This is a genomic window from Rhodobacter aestuarii, assembly GCF_900156655.1.
GTDB lineage: Bacteria > Pseudomonadota > Alphaproteobacteria > Rhodobacterales > Rhodobacteraceae > Rhodobacter > Rhodobacter aestuarii.
In genome coordinates this window covers 71,393-96,683 of the sequence record NZ_FTOG01000003.1, presented here as the reverse complement: position 1 = coordinate 96,683, position 25,291 = coordinate 71,393, and the positions used below count along the sequence as shown (strand labels likewise).

The 25,291-nt window shown below is 57.7% G+C and carries 1 protein-coding gene (only partly in view); it reads left to right on the top strand.

From position 1 onward, the window contains the following. On the top strand, nucleotides 1-25,291 hold the 3' portion of the coding sequence (locus tag BW967_RS05650) for a DUF4347 domain-containing protein (RefSeq protein WP_076484088.1). Its footprint begins 17,261 nt before the window's first position; only the last 25,291 of its 42,552 coding nucleotides appear in the window; its start codon lies off the left edge, out of view; its stop codon occupies nucleotides 25,289-25,291.

The window sequence follows — 25,291 nt, the reverse complement described above, 5'->3', positions numbered from 1 at the left end:
GGCTCTGACCAAAGCCGTCGGCGCGGCGAATACGCCTGCGGCCTCGACCTTGGGCAAGGTTGATCAATTGGTCTTTGCATCCGGCACCCGGTTGGCGGTTGGTATGGAGGTCAAAGACAGCGTCACCGGAGCGAGTGGGATCGTCATTGGGAAGTCGCTTGTCGGTGGCAACACCAATGTGCTGGTGCAGCGTATTGGCACCACGGCATTTGGGGCGACCTCCAACTTGACCGTTGTGGCGGATGAAATTGGCTACGACGCGGATATGTCTGCCAGCATCGGTATCTTCTTGCCGATGATTGCCAGCCTTGGCGGTGATCGTGCCGTCGGAATTCTGTCCGGCCGTGCGGGCCTTGATGGGGCGACTTTCGCGACACCAGAGCTGACCGTTCCGTCGACTTTGGTCAACTTCTTGCAAGCCAAGTATGATGCGATCGTGTCTTCGGCGTTGAACTCGGTCGCGAACCTGTCGGCCCTGTCTTATGGCGATATTGTTGGGGGTATCGTTTCTGCGATCGATGTGCTTTTCGGCGCGGATGGGAACGCTGGTCTGATTGATCAGGAAATCCCCTTCGTTGGGAAGTCGCTCAATGAGTTGATCGGGCTGGACGGTATTCGCCAGCTGATTGTCGATCTGAAATCGTCGGGTGCGCAGTCGCTCGACGCTGTAGAGGCCGCGCTGACCGCCGCGCTGGCCCCGTTCAACGCGACAGTCAGTGTTGTCTTCACGCCGATCACAGAAGCCGGGCAGAGTGGCCCGACCAAGATGAAAGCCGCGATTTCGATCACCGGCATGCAGCTTGATGAAAGTGTGCGTGTCGATGTGACCGATGCGGACCTTGAGGCCGCCCTTGGCGTTGATCTTGGCCCGCTGAGCTTTGAAGGCGGAGCCGAAGCGCGCGTTCAAGCGAATGCCAATTTTGCCTTCGATTTGGCGTTTGGGATCGACCCCGATACGCCCATTGGTGAGACGCCGAACTTTGAACTTTATGTCGGCGATGGCAGCGGCTTTGCGCTGAACGTCACCGACTTCTCGCTCACGCCCACGGGGTCAACGACGATAGACCTTGGCTTTGCTGAGGGCACGGTCAGCCTTGGTGCCGCAGCTAAAATTGGTGTCGATGCGGGCACAATGACCATCGAAAACATCGATGAAACCGCCATCGCACCGGCAGATTTGCAAGCCCTTGTTGGCAAAACGCTTGTGCAAGGCACCAGCGTGTTCCGCGTGTTGGCCTATCGCGAGGATACCGTCGGAAACAACGGCACGCTGTTGATCAAACGGATCAGCGGTCTGCCTGTGGGCGGTGATGCGACACCGCTTGTGGAATACAACGTCACTGGCGGAAGCTTTGGCAACCGTGTGGTTCTGGATGGCAGCAACGTCTATTTCGATAGCTGGTACGAAGACCTACCGAGCTACACCACCTCCGCAGGGTCGTATTTCAGCGGGTTCGGCACGCTGAACACGACTGCTGCGCTGAATGGCGAAGGCGTGGTGCGTCTGTCTGACGGGACATCTGTTGGTGTCATCGGAACCACGGCCTTGGCTGAGGGGCTGACGGTCGACGAGTTCGCCTTTGACGCGCAAAGCGGTTTGGCTGCCGTGAAAATGAGCGGCGCGTTTCCGGCATCTATTGCTGTTGGGACAGGCGTTTATATCGCGGGTCTCGAAGCCATTGTGACCTCGTTGGATGGTGCTGACGTTCTAACCGTTGCCTTCATTGGCGCGGTGCGCCCGGTTGCACAGGGCGTTGGCGTGCGCGTTGAAGTGCCGGTGGGCGGGCTGACCCACGATGGCAGTGGCAATACGTTCGCTATCGCTTCGGCGGCGTTGGTTGACGATAGCGATGCAATCCGTCTGGGCCTGACGATCGGGGCCGATCCGACCTCTGCGGCAGATATCAGCACACGCAATGCCGCGTTCAATGCGTTGCAAGTTGGTCAGATCATGTCTGGCGCGAACGGTGCGAAATTCCGCATCGTCAATGTGGATGTTGCCTCCGGTCTTGTTGATCTTATTTGGCTGCAAAGCGATGCGAGCGCGCATGACGTTGTCTATGCGAGCGGTGCCGTCAGCTTGACCGTTGATGCGGTCGCGACCGAGGTTTCTCAAATGAACCTGACCGCTGAGGGCGTGGTTTATCTGTTGAAATCCACGGTCACCGAGGCCGCACTTGAGGCGATCAAGGCCTCTCTCAGCGATGGGCTCACGCTCAACGGCGTGGCGGTTAATGCGAATGATCTGAAGTTCTCGAAAGCGAAACGCACATTGACCGTCAACTCGACGGCCAACCAGTTGAAAACTGGGGCGTCCCAAACGGTTGTTGCGACACCAGCGGCGCTTGGTGCCGCGAATGTTCTGGCATCTGCAGCCGCAGAAGATGTTGTTCACAACCCGCTTTCGTTCGCTTTGCGTGTCAATGCGCCGACCGAAAACGATTTGAAGACCATCACGAATACCGTCGCGCTGAGTGATTTCGCGAATGGCGATGTGCTCTTCCAAGATGGGGTCGAATTCCGGGTGGATGCGCTCAATCCGGACTCGGATTCTGCCACCAATGATCTGACCATCACTGCGGTTGATGGGTCTTCGTCGCTCGATCTGACGAAGAAAGTCATTATCGGGAAAAACGGTCGTTCGGTTGAATTGGCAACCGTATCGGGGAATGACTTCACGCTGGTGGGGGGCACCTATATCCCCGTGTCGAGCGCGACGGGCATTTCGCCTGAACTGTCGACCATGTTCTCTGGCGCGGGCGTCTATGCGAACCTGCCGCTCGACATCACAGGGGGCATCGGTGGGGTCGACCTGCCGACGATCGAGATACCGTTTGATTTCGACTTCTCGCTGCCGTCTGTGAATTTCGGCATTGCGGGGCTGCTGCCGACCTTGCCGGGCCTGTCGCTGCCGTCGCTCTCGGGGATTTATCTGCCGAGCCTTCCGGATATGCCGACCTTGTCCTTGCCGGCTCTGCCGTCCTTGCCGAGCCTGCCGGACTTCCCGTCGTTGATCGCCTTCCCGTCGCTGCCGGACTTCAATTTCGAACTGCCGACGCTCAACTTTACGTCGCTGTTTGGGGATCTGAATATCGGTTCGTCGCTCACGGCCTTGATCGAACTGGTGGAATCCGTCACCGATGACGTGATTTCTCCATCGGGGATTTCGAACAAGGTTCTGACAACAGAACTGCCGCTGTTGAACTTCTCGATCGACAGCAAGTTGGGGCTTATCCCCGTGTTCCGCGTTATCAACGAGGCGGTGACCTCGCTTGATGATAACCTGCTGGAATTGCAGTCGATCCTCGACAAAGAGTTCGAAAAACTGGGCTTCGACGCGGGCACCGAAGGGCAGCCGCGCGTGACCCTGAAACGGATCGACTACAACGATCCGACAGGCTCCGGCGAACGCAACGACCTCGTCTTTGGTATCGACATTCGCAAGCAGGTCGATCTGGACATCGACCAGAGTATCGACATCCAATCCTTGATCGGTGAGATCAACGGCATTGATGCCTCTGTCGCGAGTGCACTCGACCAGCTGTTCAAGCTTGAAGGCAATTATGACGGCAAACTATCGATTGCGGCGGGTCTGAAACTCGATCTCGGTCTCGATCTGAATGATGTGACCGATCCGAAGGCCTTCATCGGGAAAGAGACGAAACTGCTCTTGGATGTCGGCGTTGAGACGACCTCCGCCTCGATGGAAGCGGCCTTCGATGTTGGTGGGGCATCTGTGTCCGTCAGCACGTCTTCTGAGGCGGCGGCTGAGGCCGATAAGCTGAAGATCGGCATGGTCAATTCTTCAACCGGTGCCAATGTCGCCATCGAAGATGCGACCTCGTTCCTGGCCTTGGGCTTTACCTCCAAAGGCACGGCGGTTGGCGATAAGCTGATGGCTTCGGATGGCTATGATCTTGATCTGACTTCTGAAGAGCGTCTTGCCGTTCAAGTTCCGGTTCTTGGCGAAGTTACTGTTGGTGCGCTTGAGTTCGGTGCGCGGGTTTTGGACTTCAAACTGTCGCTCGATCCGCAGGTGATCATCAGCAATGGTAGCCTCACAGGGGTGACGCTGTTCGATACCGCCAATACGATCACGGGCTTCGATACGCTTCGCGCAAACAGCTTCCTTGCGGCGGCCTATGAGTTTTCAGACGAGTTCTCGTTCGACTTCAATGTGCTGAATACGCTTGCGAATATCGCGGCGCAGCCGGTGTCGTTCACCATGCTGTTCGACAACCTTTACACCCTTGTAAATGGCATCAACACGGCGCTGACCAGCTTCGATGTTCCGTTCGTGAACGAGACCTTGGCAGAGCTGATGGGGATTGATGCGCAATTGGCGAGCGTCATCGGAAATGATAGCGACCCATCGTCGATCCTTGGTGTGCTCAACGATTTGAAAGTGTCGACGCAGCCGGGGAATGCGAACGAGAATGCCTCTGTTTCGTCGCTGATTGCGCTCTTCTACGAAACTCTGCTGCAGCAACCGGCTGGCACGAAGACGATGACTGGCATCGTCTTTGAAGCGCGCTTTGTCTTCGGGCGCGATAGCGACGGGGCATTGGTTGCCAATCGCCTTGATATCGATTTCTCGATCGACATCTTCAAGTTGCTTGGCGCCTACGGCGTCACGGTCCCCACAACCTTCACCAAAACGATCCGTCCGAGCGATTATCTGCCGCGCAACGAACTCAATGCGATGCGCGCCTTGGGGATTGATGTCGATGTGGAGATGGACCCGATTGACCTGCAGTTCGCCTTTACAACGGGCGTCCAGGGCGGCGTGTCGGTGGCCATTGGGGGAACCGTTGCGAGCCCGACATTCTCGACCACATTGAAAGCGGAGTCGGGCGTCTTTGTCGGCATGGCCACCCGTGCCTATATGGATGAAGCTGTTCTGTCCGCGGGGCTGACCTTTATCCCCGGTGCAAAGCTTTCGGCGTCGATCGAAGAGGCGACCTTTGCCATCGACGGGGATGGTGCCGTTCAGCGTAATGCCGTTGGCAAGTTCGTCGATACGGATTTTGCGAGCATTCGCTATGTCACCGAAACCGATGTCGCGCAGGGCGGCACGATTTCCCTCAAGCTGAAATCGACGGGGCGCGCCGCGCTTATCTTGCCTGTGTACTTCCCGGTTGGCACCGCTCTTACGGGGTCAAGTGCGGCTGTCAACGGTGCTTTCATCACCGATGAAGCCGATCGCTATGCAAAATATGCCTCTGACGATGCGGACGGTTACGGTGAGTTGGTCGACTGGATCAACGAGGGCGGCGCGTCCTTCGCGCGCAACGCGATCTTTATCGGGTATGACCTTGGCAGCGATGACCTGATCGCAGATAGCCTGATTGGCAAAGATCGCCTGTATTACTACGTCCCGAACCCTGTCCCGCAACTGGGTCTGGGGATGTTTATTCAAGACCCGCTGCTGCTTGTTGATGGTCTGCGCGGGATGCTGGATGCGCTGGATAAAACCATCCGCCAAGCGCCTTTGTTCAAGATGGACCTCCCGTTCATCGGCGATGCGCTGCGGCGCGGTGCGTCCTTCATTGGCTCGACCCTTGTCGACCCGGTGGACGATGCCTTGGGGGATCTGCAAAACCTCATCCGCACCGAGAAATCCAAGCGCGATGGCGAGTTCACAACGGTTGATCTGCTGCAATACGCGCTCTTCGATCTCTTCCAGACCATCGAAGATGCGACGGGTGGCCGGATTGATTTCGTTGCCGCAGATGGATCGGCAATCGTCACCTATGACGATGTTGATGTCGTCTTGTCCGACGCCTTCGACGATCTGAAGATCGGTATCCGCGCGATGGGGGATATCTTCGACCCGATCCGTGTCGATATCGACGTGACTGGTGCTATGCCGGGCCTGCCGCTCTCGTTCGACTCGGATGCCGTTATTACGCTGGGGATGCAATATGACCTCTACCTCGGCTTTGGTGTCAGCTACATCGACGGCGCGCTCGACTTCTACATCGACACTTCGCGTCAGAATGAACTGATCCTCGAAGCCTATGGTGACCTCAACGACGATGCTTATATGAAAGCGTCGTTGGGCTTCCTCGATTTCGAGGTGACCAACCTGCTCAAAGACGGTCACAAGGAGCTGTCTGCTGCGCTGACCGTTGACATCAAAGACCCGAATGCGGGCAAAGGTGGTCGTCTGGATGATGGTCGTCTGTCGCTTGTCAAAGAACTGCGCGGTGTCAAATTCAAAGAGGTTGTGGATGCGCAATTCAAAGCGCGTGCGGAAGTTAGCCTCGCGCTTGTCGGCTCGTTCGGAGGTTCGACGCAGTTCCCGCGCTTCCTGACCGATTTCCATTACAGTCAGGTCTTTGCCGATATCAACCTGACCACGGGTGTGAAGCAAAGTGCGTTTGGTGGCACGCCGAACGTTTTGCTCGCCGATATGCGCCTCGACCTTGGGTCGTTCATTTCCGAGTTTGCAGGGCCGATCCTGAAAGAGGTGAAGAAGATCACCGGTCCGGTCGGCGATGCGCTTGACCCCATTCTTGATCCGCTGCCGGTCATCTCGACGCTGATGGGCCGCCCGACCTCTCTGCTGAACATGATTGAGATGTTTGGCGGTGCAAAGGCTGCCAATTATGTTGCGTTCTTCAAGGTGGTGAAAGGGATCATTGACCTGATCAATGCGCTGCCGAACCCCGATGACGCGAATGGTGTGATGATCCGCTTTGGCGATTATCAGCTTTCCGGCGGCAGTCGCGATGCGCGCAAACAGCAAAAATATGACTACAACGCTGTTAAGAAAGAAAACGGCAACAAGTCGATTGACCCGGTCTCGCAGGCATCGACGGGCAAATCCAACTCGTCCTCCACGCGCCCGACGTCTGACACCAGCACGAAGAAGGCCTCTGCAAAATCCAAGGGCTTCCTCAACAAATCGAAGGCGCTCGAAGGGCTGCGCTTCCCGATCATAAATGATCCAGCCACCGCCATTGGCCTGTTCACCGGCGCAAGCAATGTTGACCTTGTCGTCTTTGACCTGCCGGAACTCTACGTTGAGGGGAAAGTCAGTAAAGACATCTGGATTTGGGCGCCGTTCCTGTCTGCAACATTTGGCGCGGGGATCTATGCACGCGTCAACCTAAGCTTCGGCTTCGACAGCCGCGGTCTGAACCTGTTCCGCGACAGCGGGTGGAACAACCCGGAATATCTGTTCTTCGGGCTCCACGTGCGCGACTGGAACGATGACGGTTCGGAACGTATCGAGCTTCAAATCGGGTTCGAGGTCTTTGCATCCGCACAGATCGGTGGCGACTTTATCATCATGTCGGTGAAAGCCGGTGTTGCCGGTGGCATTTTCGCGACCGTCAATTTTGACATGAACGACGTTGCAAGCCGCGAAGGGACTTACGACGGTAAAGTTTATATCGACGAACTCGCTTACATGATCCAACGCGATCCGCTGGGTCTCTTTGACATCAGCGCCGAGGTGCGGGCAAAGATCTGGGCCTTCGTCGAGATCAAGCTGAAGCTTTTGTTCGTGACGATCACCATCTTCTCGAAAAAAGCGACACTGGTCGATGTCGTGTTGTGGCGGTTCGACTACCACAAACACTTCCAACTCCAGCCGCTGGGTTACGTTGATAACGGCACGCTCTATGTCTACACCTCTTCGGGTGCGGACCGTATCACCATTCACGAGACGCAAGACGGTCGCGTTATGGTCGATAACGCAGGCGACCTGCAGCGCTTTGACGATGTTGTGCGGGTTGTCATTGACGGGGGGGACGGCAATGATGAGATCATCATCGCAGACACCTTCACGCGCAAAGCGACCATCCGTGGGGGGGCCGGGCGCGATAACCTGATTTCTTATGCGGATGCCGAGATCTATTTCGACGGTGGCGCTGGAAACGACAAGCTTGTCCAATACGGCGATAGCGCGGTTACCTTCTTCGGTGGCGCGGGCGACGACGAACTGATCGGTGGCTCGGGCGCAGATACGCTTTACGGCGATGCCGGGAACGACATCATTTACGGCGATGAAGCGGGTTCACTCTACGGCACGGCCAACTCTGGCCAGCTGGGTGACGGCGACATGATCTACGGTGGGGACGGCGACGACCTGATCTACGGTCAATTCGGCGATGACGTGATCTTCGGTGATGCTGGCGCAGATATTCTTTACGGTCAGGACGGCGACGACCAATTGAACGCAGGGTCGGGGCGTGACGAACTCTATGGTGGCGAAGGCCGCGACCGCTTGATGGGCGTCTCCGGTGTGAACCTGCTCGTCGGTGGCGAGGATCAGGACGCTGTCTTGGGTGGGTCTGGCTCCGATACGATCCGTTGGGTCGTCGGGGATGATATCGACGTCGTTGACGGCGGCGGCGGGAACTCTGACGTTCTGGACCTCTATGCGGCTGAATTTATGGGTGGCGCGGCGTCAAAAGACTCCATCGAAATTCTGAGCGGTGAAGACGATAGCACCCTCATCAACTGGCGCGATGCGATCCTTGAATCCCTGACAGCGGTGAACACTGAGACCATTGATATCAAAACCGGTCTTTACGAAGACAGCATCGTTGTGCGGCGTGCCGCGACCGGTGTTGATGCGACGAAGATCATTCTTCAGCTTGGGTCCATCGCTGAAAATGCACCTGGGGACCGTGCAACAGATGTTGTGCGTATTCTTGGGGCGGATGAAGAAGCCGAGCGCGATTACATCACCTCGCTTGCGGTCAGCGCGGACGAATCCACCTACAAAACCCATATCGAAGACGGAAACGGCAATCGCACCTTCCTCCAGTCGATCACCTTGCGTGATACGGCGCGTGGAACGGGTGAAGAAGATACCGTGCGCATCGAAACCGGCGCAGGCAATGATACGGTCGACTTGTCGGGTCAGCAGATCTTGCAAGGTGGCGCGGGTGGTCTGGTTCGGTCAATCGAGCTGGGCGACGGCGACGACTACTTCATCGGCTCCAAGCAAGATGAGATCATCTCGCTTGGGGATGGGGACGATACCGTTGATGCGGGTCTTGGCATCGACGTGATCATCGATGGCGGTGGCCGCGATACCTATGTCTATGATGCAAAAGCGCAAGGCGGCGACACGAACGCCGTTCAGTTCACGGTGGATGGCCAACAGGTTCGGATCGAGCAGGGCGGTGCTACGCAGGTCGAATACCTCTGGGATATGGAGGTTCTGAAGCTTTCTGGCACCTCGCAAGACGATACCTTCGACATGACAGGCACTACGCAGCGCCTTGAAATCGACGGTCGTGACGGATCGGATGCCTATCTTGCGCGTTCGACGGCGGGCGTAACCCGCTTTGGCGTCGAGGCGTTCTCGGACAACATCGTGACCTTGTCTGACAACGCGATTTACAGCGATGGCGACTTGCTGGTTGGCATGGAAACCGCGCGCGTCTTGGTCAATTCAGCGAATGGCGAATTCGTTGATTTGGTTGAAAACAGTACGGTGCTGCGCGGCGTGAAATCTGGTGTCATTGCGACACTTGCGAGCTATAGCCGTCAGACCGGTGAGTTGTTGCTCAAAAATCTGACGGGCGTGCCGGAGCAGGGCGAAGCCTTTGAAGTTATTGGGGTTGCGGCCATCGACGGGACACTTGTGTCGATGTCTATCCCGACCGCTGCGGATGTGGCGAAAATTGCAAACGGTGACCTTCTGGTCATTGACGAAGCGCGCACATCGCCGATTGATGTCGCGTCCGGCGACATCACAAGTGCAAGTGGCACCGTGGGCTTTACGGTGAACGGGTCGGTCGCGGTTCCGGCGCCAGACTTCAGCCTCGAAACGGCCTTGGTGCGGGATGGCCAAATCATCGGCACGTTGAGAGAAATCTCTACCGCCGAACCGAAATACGATACGGCTGACGGCGCTTCGATCACGGTGCAAACCAATGATCTGATCGCAGATGGCGCCGCGCGTTATTTCTACATCGGAAGCGCGAACCTCGCTGTTTCCGATTGGGGCTCGGTCAACTTTGCCGATACGGCGCTTTGGAAAGTCGCGGAAAGCACCAAGTCGATTTCTGTCGATCTGAACGCTGGGGTGATCCTTGATGCGGCGGATACGCTGAAGCTGTGGCCGAATGGGACGGCCTCGGGTGAGGTCACCTTCGCCTTTGACCTGCTCGGGGTCGCGAGCGGTGAGGGGGTTATCCTGAGCGTGACCGATGACGCCTTGGAAAGCTTCGTTTCCGAAACAACGTTGCGGCGTGAAAACAACGGGACGTTTGAACGTATCGGTACGGTAACCCTTTGGAACAACACCACCAAAGCGATGGTTGTTGATCTGGATGACAGCATCACCCTTGCGAAGACTGACGCGCTTTGGATCGGCAGTGGCGATGATAGTATGATCCTGACGTCTTCGACGGGCCTGAGCCAAGTCGTTGATATCGTGATTACCTCTGTCAGTAACGGTAGCGCGAAAGTCGAGTACCAGAACGCCAATGTTTCGCCGGCAGGGGCGATTGGTGGAAAAGTCTACCAAGATGTGGGTGGAGCCGTTCAAGCGATTGGCACCACCGAGGCTGTCGGCTCCCAATCCATCACTGTCAAAGTGGATGCGGATAAGACGCTTGTGACCGGGTCGCAGCTTGAAGCCACAGTCTCGCCGCATGCGGTGCTGCGGGTGGAATCTGTCGATGCGGCGCTGGGCTCGCTTGCGGGTCGCTTGATCAGCGGCACAATCCAAAGCGGCAACAACGTCTTTACCGTCGATCGCACGTCGGAGCTTGTTACGCTCAACATCCGCAATGCGGAGCATTTTGCCGACAACCCGATCATCGTTCTCGAAAACTGGGATGATCCTGCGACGAGTGCCGATGACGTTGCGCTGGGTCAGATCATTGTCGATCCGGCAGCAGGGTCGGATGCGCTTTACCGCGTCGAGGCTTATGATGCTGACACCGTGACGGTGAGCCTGCTTGAAGGGCGCTGGATTACAACGGATGGGACCGCCGCGCTTGACGGTGTCGCAAGCGGTCTTGCCGCGCCGACGCGAGCCCTCACAACAGCAACGCTCGACCTCAAGGCCTTTGCCGGGGCGACCACCGCGACCTTGCCAGCGGTTGGTGAGGTGTGGACCGTTGTGAATGATCAGGTGGATGCGGTGATTTATATCACGGCTGTCACCGCGACGACGGTCACGTTTGACCTGCTCTCGGGGCGTTTGGGTACGGGCTTTATCGACGACCGGCTGACCTATGTTGACAGCGACAATGTCGAGCATCTTGCGGTTGTCGATGAGTTTGGCATTGCGAAGTTTGGCGAGACAGAGCCGACCGCGATCATCACCCTTGGGGAAACCGCGATTTCTGCGGGCGCTGCCGCCGGGGTGATCCGCTTTGAAACCGAAGATTTGGCATCACTAGACGGCACTTACCTCCAAAATGGTGACGCGATTATTCACGTTACCGGAGCGGGCACAGGCCAAATTCTGAGCGGTCGCCCGGTCATTGGGGACACCTTCACGGTTCTGGGCACCTCTGACACGATCGAACTGAAAACGCGCCGGATCGCGCTGGATAGCTCTTACGCGGATGCGCTGGAGTTCACGCTGCCGATTGAGGCGTTGAAAGACGATACCGGCGCGGCCTACGCGCTGCCGCAAGCGGGTGATTTCCTCGAACTGTCGACGGGCACCACGAGCGCCCTGATCCTCGTGACATCGCAATTGGGCACTGAGCTGACCGCGAAGCTTCTGGATGGCGATCTGCCCTTCATCACCGATACCACTTTGCCCGAAGACGCGAGTGGAAATGCCTATGCCGAAGGGATCATTGGTCTGAAGGCCCTTGGGGCCACGGGCCCGCAATTCCTGCTTTCGCTCAAAGGCGCGGGCCTGTCGGCTGGTGCTGGCACCGGTGTCGTGGTGGATACCGATCTGCGTGGCGCGGTCGCGGATTATTGGGTGGCGCGGGATGCCGTCACCAATGCTGTGACGGCGGTTGTGAAATCGAGCGGCGGGTCTGTGACTGTGCTCGATGGCATGATCGAAGAAGGCATGGTCTTGAAACAAGTTGCGGATGAAACCGCAGAAACTTGGACGCTGCGTTCGCCTGCACGAGTCAGCACGCTCGACGGTGCATTGTCGCCAGAGATGAAGCGCGATTACACCTATGAAGTGCTTGTCGAAGGTGACATGGCGGCGGTTCAAACCGTCGGCAAAGGTCTGTCCGAGCGTTTGGCCGAAAATGGGAGCGTCACGCTTTACGCCGTTGATGCGACGGGCAAACCTGTTGCGATCACGCTGACGGCGGTCAACGTGACCCTCGGCTTGATCGACATCAGTGGCCCGGCGGCCCTGCTGAAATCGGGTGTGGCGCTTTATGATGCGGGCGAAGGCAAGACCTTCAACATATCGGTCGCGCTGGACCTGACAGACGAAATCCGCCCGACCCTTCGCCTTGAGCGCGAAGTTGGTGCGGAGGGCGCCGCTTCTGGTGCCCGTCGCTTCACGTTTGTGGAAGCGGCCCCGCTCGAAATCTCGGCCACCGTTCGGGTGTTCGATGTGCTTGAAACGGCAACATCGGAAGACCCGATCCGTCTCTACGATTCCTTCGGCAATGCGGTCTTGATCTGGGGCGCGGATACGGAGGATGGCACCATTAGCTTCCGCTTTGAGAGCCCGTCGATCACCCAGTCTGGCGCAGAGCGTGCCCGTCTCGCCTATGGCGATATGGCGCTCTATGCGAGCCCGACAGCGCATGCTGTAACCGATCAGCCTGTGCTGCGTTTGGTGGCGCAGGTGGATGGTTCTGAGCAGGCATTGACCATGGCGGCGAACCGCGTGGCCAAGACTGAAATGACCACAGATGTGAAGCTCTCTGGTCTCACCCAGAACCTCTACAACAATCTGACCGTGGCGCATCTAAACGGGGGGGTGACCTCGGCGCTGACGACGGTTGCGGGGCTGTCGATTGATACCTCCGAGCTGAACCTGTCGATCGGGGATAGCGGGGCAGAGACAACGACCGAACTTGGCCTGTCGTCTGGCCTTGGTTTTGCCGTTTCGACCGATAGCATCGTGATCAACCTCGACACGGCCATTATTCGTATGCCTGCGGGCTTCGATGGGATCTTTATCGAAGATCAGCCTGTGTATTCGATGGTTGATGTGGCCGGCACTTGGACCCCGGTCGAAATCGGTAAGGTCAAAGTCTACAAAGCCGGGGCAGGCGAACTGCACGTTACGCTCAACCACGATACCGATACGAATATGGTTGGTTTCGGGGATCGTATTTGGTCCGAATACGTGGCGGTCGGCGCGAATGCACATACCGGTACCGTCGTGAATACGGAGCCTACCGACCTCAAGCTTCTGAACAAGCAGATTGTTTGGACGGGTGTTGGCAACAGCTTGATCAACCAGTTCGGTTTTGTCACCGGCGATGGCCTCATTTCCGAAGACGGGCGGACTCTGTTCGATATTGGCTATTTCGGCGGCAATTTGGATGCCTACGGCAACCCGACCGGTGATGGCACCTATGATCTGACGTTTAACCGCGTCCGTGTTCCGTTCCAGCCGTTCAATACGGGCGAACAGATCGAACTTTTGTCGCGTGCGGGGGATACCTACAGCGATAGTCTTGCGCAGATCTTCGTCGGCTCTGGCTCGCTTGACGTGTCCTTCGGTCCGTCGGGGTGGCAAATCCGCATTGATCAGATTTCGCAGCCTGGCTTCGAACAAGCGATTATCGATTATCTGGTGGCCGAAGGGCTTCAGACCTCCACCACCGAGATTGATCCTGCCGCCTTCAACACGGTGATCACCGATCCGACGCGGGATGGGCTTTATGTCTCGTCCGCGCCGACGGCTTCGGGCGCGCGTGGTCTGGACAGTGGCCGCATCATTGGCTGGGATCCCAATGAACGCATCATCATGGTCGAAATCGTTGAGAGCGACCGTTCTGAGGCGAACCTCGCGGATAATCTTGGGGATGCCTTCTACCTGCGGGAAGCGCCCGTCTATCGTCTGGATGATAAAGTTCTGTTCAGCGATGACATTGGCGACAACCATGGTGACTTTGGCATCGCGGTTTCTGGGGTGAATGTTTCGATCACGATCCCGCTGGTGCGGGCCGAAGGCAATTGGCCGCTCGATGCGGATTACACCAATGTCTATGTCCTCGACGAAGCCACCGGCGCGCTGGTCGCAACGGCGCGGATTGATGCGGCGGCCACGCAGGCATCGTTTGATGCGGCGGCTGCGATCAACCCGGTTGGTGGATCGCGTGTGGTGAAAGCCATCGCCGCCAGCAGCACGAATGGTTGGAGCGGTATTGATCTGACGGGCAAGAAGATCGTTTTGGCGGAAGCCTTCGATCAGATTGCCAATATGAGCGCGGTTTCCGCCGTCACGACCGATGAAGAAACCGGCAAGCGGACCGTTGAGGTGACGCTCTCCGCAAATGCGGCTGTCTATATCGAACACAGCGAGAATACGGGCACGCCGCGCTTCGCGCAGGTTATTTCAATGGCAGGGTCCGATACGATCTTTGGTCGTGTTGAGAGCGTGTCGGGCGATATGGCATCCGGTTACACGCTCACCGTTGCCTTGGGGCAGGGCGTTGCGGCCCCGACCACGGGCTTGGTGCGTGTCGCAACGGCAGATCGCGTGGCCGCGTTCCACCTTGGAGGCGCCAGTTCTGCCTTCGTGCAGGCTGCCGAACAGCAATACACCGCCAAAGTGAACCTCTCTGAGCTTGAGTGGGAAGTTGATACAATCACCCAAGACCTGACCTTCGCGGCGGATAGCGGTCTGATTGTCGGCGATGTCCTGACCGCCGAAGGGATCGTTGCAACCGTCACGGCTGTGTCGAACGCGGGTAAAACGGTCACTGTCGCGCTGCGCCGTGATGGCGATATCTTCGATGGCGTGACCGAGTTGAAGATTGGCCGCGCGGACGACTATCTGGGGCAAAACGACTGGGTTGTTGACCCGGCGTCGATTACGCAGATCTATGAGCCCGTCGATAATGCGGCGGGTTGGCCCGCTGACAACCGCGAAACAGCCGATTGGTCGGTCGAGGTTGGGTCTAACGCGCTTCGTGACGTTTACGCGATTGAGCTAAGCTACACGCCGCATTCGCCCCTTGTTGGCACCGTTGCGGTGGGAACGGGCCAAACGATCACGGCCGTTTCTTATGATGACACCTATTCGATGGTCACGATTTCGCTTGATGGTGCGATCTCGACATCCGGATTTGGTGCGGGCTCGACGGTCGTTTTGGATGGGCAGAGCCTTGTTGTTGCGGCTTATGATGGCGCGACTCCGTCCGAATTTAAGGTTTCGGCTGTTTCGCTGGCCCCGTCCGAGGCGAGTGTTCTTGCGAAGCTGGCGGCAGATCCGCTGGCAGAGCTTACGGCAAAAGAAACGCTGATCAGCGAAGGCATCGTTCAGCCGCTGCGTCCGATTGTGAATGACCGTCTGGAGTTCAACGGCGCGACCTTCAATGGCAGTGCGGTGATGCCGGACCAAGCCACGGTCTTGGATATTCAAGACCTCGGCGATGCCTCGAACCCGTATAAGTTCCGCGTGTTTGTCGAAGTCACATGGCAAGACCTTCAGGACCCGGTCTTGATGGATGGCATGAGCTTGGCGCAGGCTGGATCTTTGATTTCGGCACCGGTTGCTTACGGCGAAACGGATAGCAAAACGACGCGTCTCAGCTTTGCCGATTACATGACCTCTCGGGCGAGCGGTCTGCAAAGCTCGGCTCCGAAAGAATTCTTTGCGAACCAGCAGTTCACCCTGAAATCGGGGGCAACGACGATCGCAACGGGCCGCGTCACGGATTGGAATGGGGAACTCCAACAAATCACCCTTGCCGGTCTGAAAGCGAACCTGACGGGTGAGGCGGCCCTGAACACCACCTTGGGCGGGCTTGTGCTGAACGGCTACACGCTGTCGAGTGACATCGACGCGAGTGGGGCCGTTATCGTGGGCGAGCGTGTGCTTGTCCAACTCTCGGGCTCTCCGGCCGTGAAGGCAGGGACAGCCCTGCGGTTTGCAACGACCGACGTTGAGATTGGCCGCGTGCTCGGGTCTGCGGGTGGCGATTATTACGAAGTGCTGATCAACAAAGACGCCCTGATGGATGCCTCCGCGATTGAGAACGGCATCGGGGTCAAGTGGACCTCGGATGCGGTTGTGCCGCAAAGCGTGACGGGCACCATCACCGACCTGCGCGTGGATGCGGTGATCTCGGCGGTTCTGCATCGTCCGGGCGCAAACAGCGTTGTGGCCGATAAAAACCGTGCAGAGATTGACCCGGCCCAGGGCGACGAAGTGTACATCGGCGCGAACCATGTTGGGGAAGTGATCAGCTTCGACCCGGAAAAAGGTCTGCTCTCGATTGCCGTCTTCACGGCGCAACTGGCGAATGTCTCGCTTGCGGGGCAAATCACGGTGCTTCCGGCCGATACAACGGACCTGAACGGTGCGCTGCAAGATGCCGAGGGCAACACCGCCTTCGATATTGCAGAAATCCGACTGGGCTCTGTCCGGTATGACGGTGTTGGGACCATTCAATCGGCGACCTCTTTGGATACGAGCGTCTCGCTTGAAGGTCTTGCGCTTGGCTTCGATGGCGGTTCCGGGTCTGGTAAAATCCTTGTCCTGTCTGACTTGTCGCAATGGTCGACAAGCCGGACGGCGGCCTATAGCTCGGTCAGCTTCCTCAACCGTGACCGGATTGTTGTTGGTATCAACGCGATCCCGGAAACGGCGGTCAGCTGGCAAGAACAACGCGCCTTCTCGCTTCTTGATTTGGCGCAGGATTCCTACCTGTTCGACATGTCGCGGACGCAGATTGCGGTCGCGGCAGATGGCGGCATCGCTTACCGTCTTGAAAACGGTGAGTTGCAAGCCTCCACGGTCAAAGCATCGCAGCGCTTCTTGAACTATTTCGGCGCAGATGAGGTCTTTATCCACGGCTCGAATGCGGCGGATGTCTTTAGCTTCGATAACACCAGTGCGCTGACCTATGCGTTCGGTCACGGCGGCAAAGATGCCTTCAACATCGGGTCGATCATCGAGGTCCGTCAGGCCCCGAACCCAGATGGCGAAGGCACCGTATCTGTTGTTGAGACCACGGCGGGGACGTCGACCGATACACGTCTGTTTGGTGGCGGCGGCAATGACTACTTCCAAGTGTACCGCAACAAGGGCGAGACATGGCTCTTCGGTGACGCTGGCGACGATACCTTCTTTGTGAAAGCGACGCTGGGCATCACGAACCTTGGTTCCGGCAAAGGGAAGAACAAGGTTGGCTACAACCGCAACGCACCTTTGCATATCGACGGTGGTTCGGGCTTTGACACCTTCATCCTTGAAGGCACGGAGATCGGCGATCAATTCATCGTCTTCGTGGATGATGACGGGGTTCAGCAGATCAAAGGCGCGGGCGTCGACCTTGGCTCGGTCAAGAACGTCGAGAATATCCAGATCAACTCCATCGACGGCGATGACACGATCTATGTTTACGGCGTGAATGCGCAAACCCGTCTGACGATCAATGCGGGCCGCGGCAACGACAATATCCAGATCGGTGGTCCCGCGCGCGTGTTCAATCCGGACTCGCAAACCATTGATCTTGATACCACTGCGGCGGCGGCTTTGGTCCCGACCATTGTCTACGAAGATGTGGAAGAGTTCGTTCCGGGCTTCACCCGTGTCGAGCGGATTGTGAATGCGGATGGCACAGAAACGGTGCGGCAGGTTGTTGTTCCGGGCTACACCCGGATCAAACAGGTCGCGACGGTGGTTATGGTTCCGGTTGCGTCCACAACGCAAAGCGAACGCAAACGCTTCTCGCCTGACTCTGTCCGGATTGGTCGCCAAGATGACCTGAGCGCGTTTGACAACCTCGTCACCCTTGACGGGTCGGCAGGGGCGGACAGCGTTGATGTCAAACTTTACGGCAGCACAGACGGTAGCCGTGCGGATGGTGAGTTTGGGGTCACAACGGCCCGCGAGATCCAGATCCGCGCGCTCAAGGCGATCTATGGTCAGTCTTATGTTCCGTCCGAAGATGAACTGATCCCGACCGATAGCCCAGACAATGAAACCTTCGGCTGGCTGACCGGCTTCGGTGGCAACTCGCAGGGGATCGTTTTTGATAACCTCGAGTTGGTGCGTATCCAGTTGGGTGACGCGAAGAACAACTTTATTCTGTCGGGCGTTGATAAAGACATCGACTACCTCGTGCTGTCGCTTGGCGGCGGGGACGATGTGGTTCAAGTCGGTGCCATGTCGGAAATCAAGGACCGCATCACGATGCTGTCCACAAATGTCACCGCCTATAGCCAAGCCATTCAGGATTGGTTCAACGCGGTCACCTTGACCAATGGGCTGACGGTGGGTGATCTGCTGATGCAGGCGGCCTATGAAAATGTCGAAGCGGATACCGATGCGCTCGACGCCTGGCTGGCAGAGCTGGACATGGCGGCGGTTGATGCCGCTGCACTTGCTGCGGATAAGGCCGAACAGCTTGCGCTGAATGGGAAGTTCGTTGCTGACCTCGAACCAGAACTGCGGGATTGGTTTGTCGGCTACCAGAGCGTGCTTGATCGCATCAATGCGAAGTCCCAAGACCTGTATTCGCAGGCGCTGATCGACGGTATCGATTTCACCGCAAGCATCTCGGATGTTCTTACCGCGCTGAACAATTGGTTCGTCACGATCGACTTCAAGGTCTTTGCGGCAAACGTTCCGGCCCTTCAGGCGAAATGGGAGCGTGCAAATCCGCGTTACGCAGGGGTTGTGGGCTCGATCGAGAGCATCCTGTCCAAAGCCGTTCTCATCGGCGGCACGGGGCGCGACACGATCTCGATCTATGACAACGCGCGTGCCGAAGCGGTGTTGGCGCAGGTTGTTGTCTTCTCGGCGAAACCCTATCAGCCCGATGATCCAAGCGTTGCGACGCCAGCACAGATTGCGGCCGACCCGATGCAGCAACGCATCGACTTTACCCGCATCAGCTTTGTGGCACGCGATGGCGGCGCTGGGCCGGATGGATCGGTGGCTCTGAACAGCTTTGAGATGAGCACCATCTACCTTGGTGCGGCCAATGATAAGGTCGAAGTCAAAGCGGCACTGCAGCCGATAAACATCTTCACAGGTGGCGGGGACGACGACATCTTTATCGGCTCTACGCCGGATGATGCGCTCAGCTCCAACCTTGATGGGATCGACACCACCATCCGTGTTGACGGTGGTATGGGCTCAACGCGCATGGTTGTGAGCCGGGGTGGTGACACCGATGGCACGGGCACGGTGTCCATCGGCGAAGGGGAAGTGGTTATCTATCACTTCGCTGGAGACGATAAATCGCTGCCGCCGCTGGTGACCGCAGTTCAATATCAGACCTTGGTCGATCCGACCTTCAACCCCGCCGCGGCAGGTTACATTGCGGGAAGCTACAAATCCGATGTCGCCAATGGCTTTGACCGTGGCGTGACGGTGTATACGGGTGACGGGGACGATAAGTCCGTGCAGATCAAGTCGATCCGCAAAGAGGCGCCGACCCGCGTTTACCTCGGCAAAGGGGATGACATTGCCTCCGTTCTGCCGTCTCTCAATGGCGAGAACTACGGGCTGCAATTCCTCGCCGATCCCTCGCTGAACCCGCATGACAAACTGGAAATCTTTGGCAACGACGGGAACGACCGGATCGACCTGTCGAAGGCTCTGGTAAACGTTCATGCCTATGGTGGCGCGGGCGACGACCGTCTGATCGGTTCGACGGGCTTCGATATCTTGATCGGTGGCGCTGGCAATGACTGGATCGAAGGGTACGGGGCAGAGCTGATCAACGACCCGAATGACCACTCGCTTTGGGGTCAGCAGGTTGAGGTTCTGATCGGTGACTTCCTTGGCCGTCTGTTCGAGGTCCAAGGGAGCAACGGTAACCTCGTTCGGTATCAGTTGCCGGGCTATATCGACGTCAACAGCCAAGCTTTCGATGATCGCTGGATGGAGCGCGGTGGTGTCTACCTGTTTGACCGCACCGATGATGCTGGTCAGTTCATGGATCTTGACCTTGCCCTCGATGGCGACGGCATCCTGAAGGCCGAATATCGCGGGGGTAATCCGCTGGCCGAGTGGAACAGCCTTGCCTCCCCGACCCAGCTTTTGGGCGAAGGCGGCGATGACCTGATCTTCTCTGGTGTCGCCTTGCCGAGCGGCTTGGGCCTGAGCACCTTGGCGGATGCAGCGACCCGCAACGGCACCAACATCATCTTTGGGGGCGCGGGTCAGGACCGCATCTTTGCGGGCAATGCAGATGACTCTCATGCGTTTGGTCATGTCATTGTCGGCGACGAGGCGCGCCTGCGCCTGCGTGACGACACGGGCGGTCGCATGTTCCAACTGCGCGATATTGCGGCAGCGCGTCCGCCGCAAAACAACCCGCGTGGGGATGACTGGATCCTGTTCGGGGCCGGTAATGCGCAGGTTCTGTCGGGCCGTGGCAATGATGCCATCTTTGGCGGTCTGAACGCGGACGGGACCAACGCGGTCGGTCAGTATGATGTCAACATCGTCTCCAGCATGGGCGAGATCAAATTCGTCGAAGGTACGACCGATCTCAACTTCATGAAATCGCTCGAAGATCAGCCCGATGGAGATGATACTGTCCTGATCGGTGACGACGACGTTCGCTGGATCGGTGGCGGTGGCAACGACCGTATTTGGGTTGGCTATGAAACGGATCTGACTCAGACGGCGAGCTTCCAGCTTTGGAAGGCTAATGGCGACCAATTCGTCAATGGCACGTTGCGCGAGATCATGGGGCAGAACCCGGCGGCCTTTAGCCTTGAGACGATCCTGACCGAGAAGCGCGCCTATGACGTTCTTCCGACCGATGTTTACGGTCAGGATTATTCCTCGGCCTACCTGCTTGATGGCACCAACAAAGGCGTTTTGGCGACTTTGCCCGATAGCTGGACATGGAAACCGACGGTTTCGGTCATTGATACCTCGTCTGCGACCCGTCGGGTCCAGACCATGACCTTGTTGTCTGATTACGCTCAGATCGAGCGGATGGTCTATAACGATGCGGCGGGTGACAACCTGCCGGATGGTTATGAAAACACCGCAACGGCCACCGATCTTTTCGAAGCCGATGAAGTGGTTATCGTTGAAGTCGCGAAATCCGTCCCGCCGGCTGTCGATTTTGACAAAGTGCTTGCGGATCTTTCGCCGGCACTTGGGATCGAATTGCGCGGTTGGAACCGTGGCGACGCGGGCCATGACACGATCAACGTTGGATCGGCGCGAGGTCAGATCATCGCGGGTGAAGGCAACGACATCATCCAGTCCGCTGACAATAACGTTGCGATGGGGGCATCTGCGGATGCCTCAAGCGACCTTGTCGTCATGGGGGATGCGGGGCAGGTTCACCGGATTGCAGAAACGGACAGCCGTTACACCGCTGGCAGTGTCACCGAGTTCCCGCGGTTGATCCGTGTCTCAACCAGCGCCGAGCTGACGCCTGTGCGTCCGCAGGACCTGAATGGTGAGAATGAATCCCAGGCCTATCGTGGTGGCAATGACACCATCAATTTGGGCATCGGCAACCATGTTGTGGTCGGTGGCCTTGGGGCGGACGATATTGATGTTGCGACGACCTATGCTTCTGCAAGCGGTCTGCGCCAGATCGTGTCGGGGGATGGCGCAACGATGCTGTTCGATCCGCGTCTGGATCTGTCTGACACGTTGTCGCTCCTTTACTACGAGACGATGGAGCGTAACAGCGCGCTGCTTTCCACCAGCCTTTCGTCGAATGATGACACCATCGACATTGGCGGCGGGGATGTTCTCGTCACGGGTGGCGTCGGCAAAGATGTTATGACGCTGGGTGAGGGCCGCCAGTTCGTCGCGGGGGACTATGTGTCGTTCACGACGGTTCAATATAACGCAACGCCGGATTACGCGACCGCAGGCCGTCAGCAGATGATCTTCATGGATCAGCGCGAAGCGGTTTATGGCGATGATGACACCATCACCTCGGCGGCAAATCAGGTTGTGTTCATTGGGGGGGCTGGCAACGATACTGCGACCCTCCAAAACGGCATGACCGAGAATGAAGTCGGAAACGCCTTTGCGATCGGTGGGCGTGGCCAATTCGTGTTCGATCTAAATATGACCGGTACATCCGGCTTTGCCGGGAACGAGACCCGCATCGTGCCGGATATGTTCGATGTGCTGACCTTGGGCAACGCCTCGACCTTCGACTACGAACTCGCCCCTGAGTTCAGCACGGATGGTGCAGTGCCGGTCTTGGTCACGGTCAATGATCGGGTCAACGATCCGGTCAATGGTAAGCGCTACCTCTATATCGCGAACCTCCCAACATCGGTGAGTGATTGGGCATCGGTCGACTTTACCGATGCGACGAAGTGGCAAGAGGTTCCTGCGGCCGATATCGAAAACGTCGCGGGTGGCAATGACACAATCCACATGTCTTATGGCCGTATTCTGGCAATGGGCGGTGGCGGGGCCGATGTTCTGACTGCCCTCGGGTCTGACAACTCAGGGAATGCGAACAGCCGTGACACGGCGATCTTTGCGGGTGACTCTGCTCAGGTTGTTTTGACACCGGATGATGAAGCGTTCCTTGTTCAACTGTTTGAAACGCTTGTCGATAGCAACGGGCGGACCCACTTCACGGGCCTTCCGGGATCGACTGGCTATGCCGCAGACCGGATTGATCTGGGCTCGGGGCATATGCTCGCGATTGGCGGGGAAGGCGACGACACGATCACGAACGGCGATGGTCGCGCGATTGTCCTTGGCGACCATGGCCAAATGGTGTTCGCGGTCTCCAATGATCATAAGATCAACACCGTCTCGAACGCACCTGCTGCGAGCGAGACTGCCGTTTATGGCCGTCTCGCTGGCGATGACACGATTACGCTTGGGGAAGGCACTGTGCAGGTCGTTATGGGCGGCGGCGGCGGCGATACCGTCGTGACCCAAGTCGATGCGAATGGGGTTCCGGTTGCAAACCTTGCGCAGAACGACAGCTACTTCGCAGGGGACCGTGCCACGCTGGTCTTTGATCCGACCGTTGCCGGTTTCCAAATGATCAGCTTCTCGTCTCAGGATGACGATGTTTCGGCGGCGGGTGATGACAGCTTCACCACCGGTGATGGCGATGTGCGGGTGATCCTTGGCTATGGCAATGACAGCCTGACCAAAGGGGACGGTCTCGCTGCGATCCTTGGGGATGGTGGCACGATCACCGCGACGCCGAGCCCGCTTGATCCCTCCATCTACGTGCTACGTCAGATGGTTTACCGTGCTGACGCGCTCTCCGTGCGGGATGGGGCCGATACCGTCCTCTCGGGTGACGGGAACCACTACATGATCATGGGCGGCAAGGGTGATAGCGTGACAACCGGAGACGGGGAAGTGGTTGCGCTTGGCGATTGGGGTCTGATCGACTTTGACGCGGACCACACGCTTCGGACCGTGTCAAACACGCCAAACGCGGGCATGGAAACGGTCGTGGCCGCAAACTCTGACGACGACAGCTTCCAGCTGGGCGAAGGCCTGCGCCATGTTGTGTTCGGTGGGGCGGGCAATGACACCGTTCTGGCCCAAGTGGATGCGAATGGTAATCCGGTTGCGACCCTTGCGCAAAACGACAGCTACTTTGCTGGTGATCACGCAGAGCTGGTCTTTGCGGCCTCGACCGCGGGTCAGTATTTGACCCAAATGCGGAGCTTCCGGTCTTCCGATTGGGCCGATCTGGCGGGCGATGACAGCTTCACCACAGGTGATGGCGATATGCGTGCGATCTTGGGGATCGGCTCCGATACTTTGGTGCAGGGCAATGGTTTGGGCTATGTGATCGGTGACCTTGGTTCGCTGGATCAAGATAACCCCGCCTTTATCCTGTCGCGGATCGTCTCCCTGCCAGACGCGATTACGCTCACCAGTGCATCGAAAGACAGCTGGACGGCGGGCGATGGGGAGCATGTCGCGATCATGGGGGCGGACGACGATACCGTTGTTCTGGGCGATGGCCCGGTTCAGGTATTGCTCGATCATGGCTATATTTTGCGAGATGCGACCAATGGCAAGCTGATCCACACCGAAGATGAACACACCACCGGATGGGGCAACGATAACCTTGTTGCTGGAACTGGTTGGGGCTTTGTCATCGGCGGTGGCGGCAACGACTTCATCGCCACGGGGCGCACCGCAACAGGTGAGGCCGCGACCGATGATGGTCGCCACGTCATCATGGGGGATGCGGGCTATATTGATGCGGATCCGACCTTGGCGGGCAACATGGAGCTTGTTCAGGTCGAAGCCTATCTGCCCGCGATCTTCGGGGACGATACAATCTTTGGTGGTGCTGGAAACGACATCGTCATTGGTGGCGCGGGCCGTGATGCGGTTCATGGGGAAGTCGGTCGTGACTTTGTCGCTGGTGACTACCTGCTGATGTACTTCGATGCAGCGGGCCTGATCCGCGATGTCATCACGCAACGTGACCTGTATTTCATGGGGGCAGGCGACCTTGTGACCACTGGCTACGATGGCGACTTCGTCTTTGGTGGAACCCAGTTCAACGTTATGGGTGTGGCCGCTTCGGTCGACGTGATCTTTGAAACCTTTGGTCGCATCCTGTTCGAAGAGGGCCGTGATATCGAAAAGATCGAACGGCTGTTCAACCTCGGTGTTTCCTCCAGCTTGCTTGACGAACGGGTGAAAGATGGTCAGCTTCCGGGCTCGGGTTCGCGGAGCGAAAACGGCCAGCCGGAGTTCGGAACCGGATACGCTGGCGGTCTGACGGGCCAAGAAGACATCATGAACCAGAACATCGACAGCGCCTTCATGGATGGTGGCGCGGCTCCGACTGGAACCTCCCGCGGGACGACAAAGACCTTCTTGTCTGACGTGGTTTCAGCAGGTGGTGCTGAGCAAACCCTTGCGCGTGTTGAAGCGGTGCAAGACGCGGCGGCAACGCCGACGAAGGTTGCAGTGATGAAGGCGGTGCAGCCGGGTCGTGAAGCCATTGTGGTCACGGCGCGCGCGGCAGCACCAGTTGCTGAGGAAAGCACGCAGTTCGCTCAGAATTCTCTTGAAACCGATGAGGATATGCTGACCCTTCTGGAAGCAGGAGCGATGGCGATGTCCATGCCAACGGTCTATCGTCACTACGGAAAAGCCCGCAGCGTCGGCAGCCTCGAGCAGCGTCTACGTCAATGGACCTCTTCGGGCTTTGCGCTTCGCGGTGGGGATAACGGAAATGACACGCACGCTTAA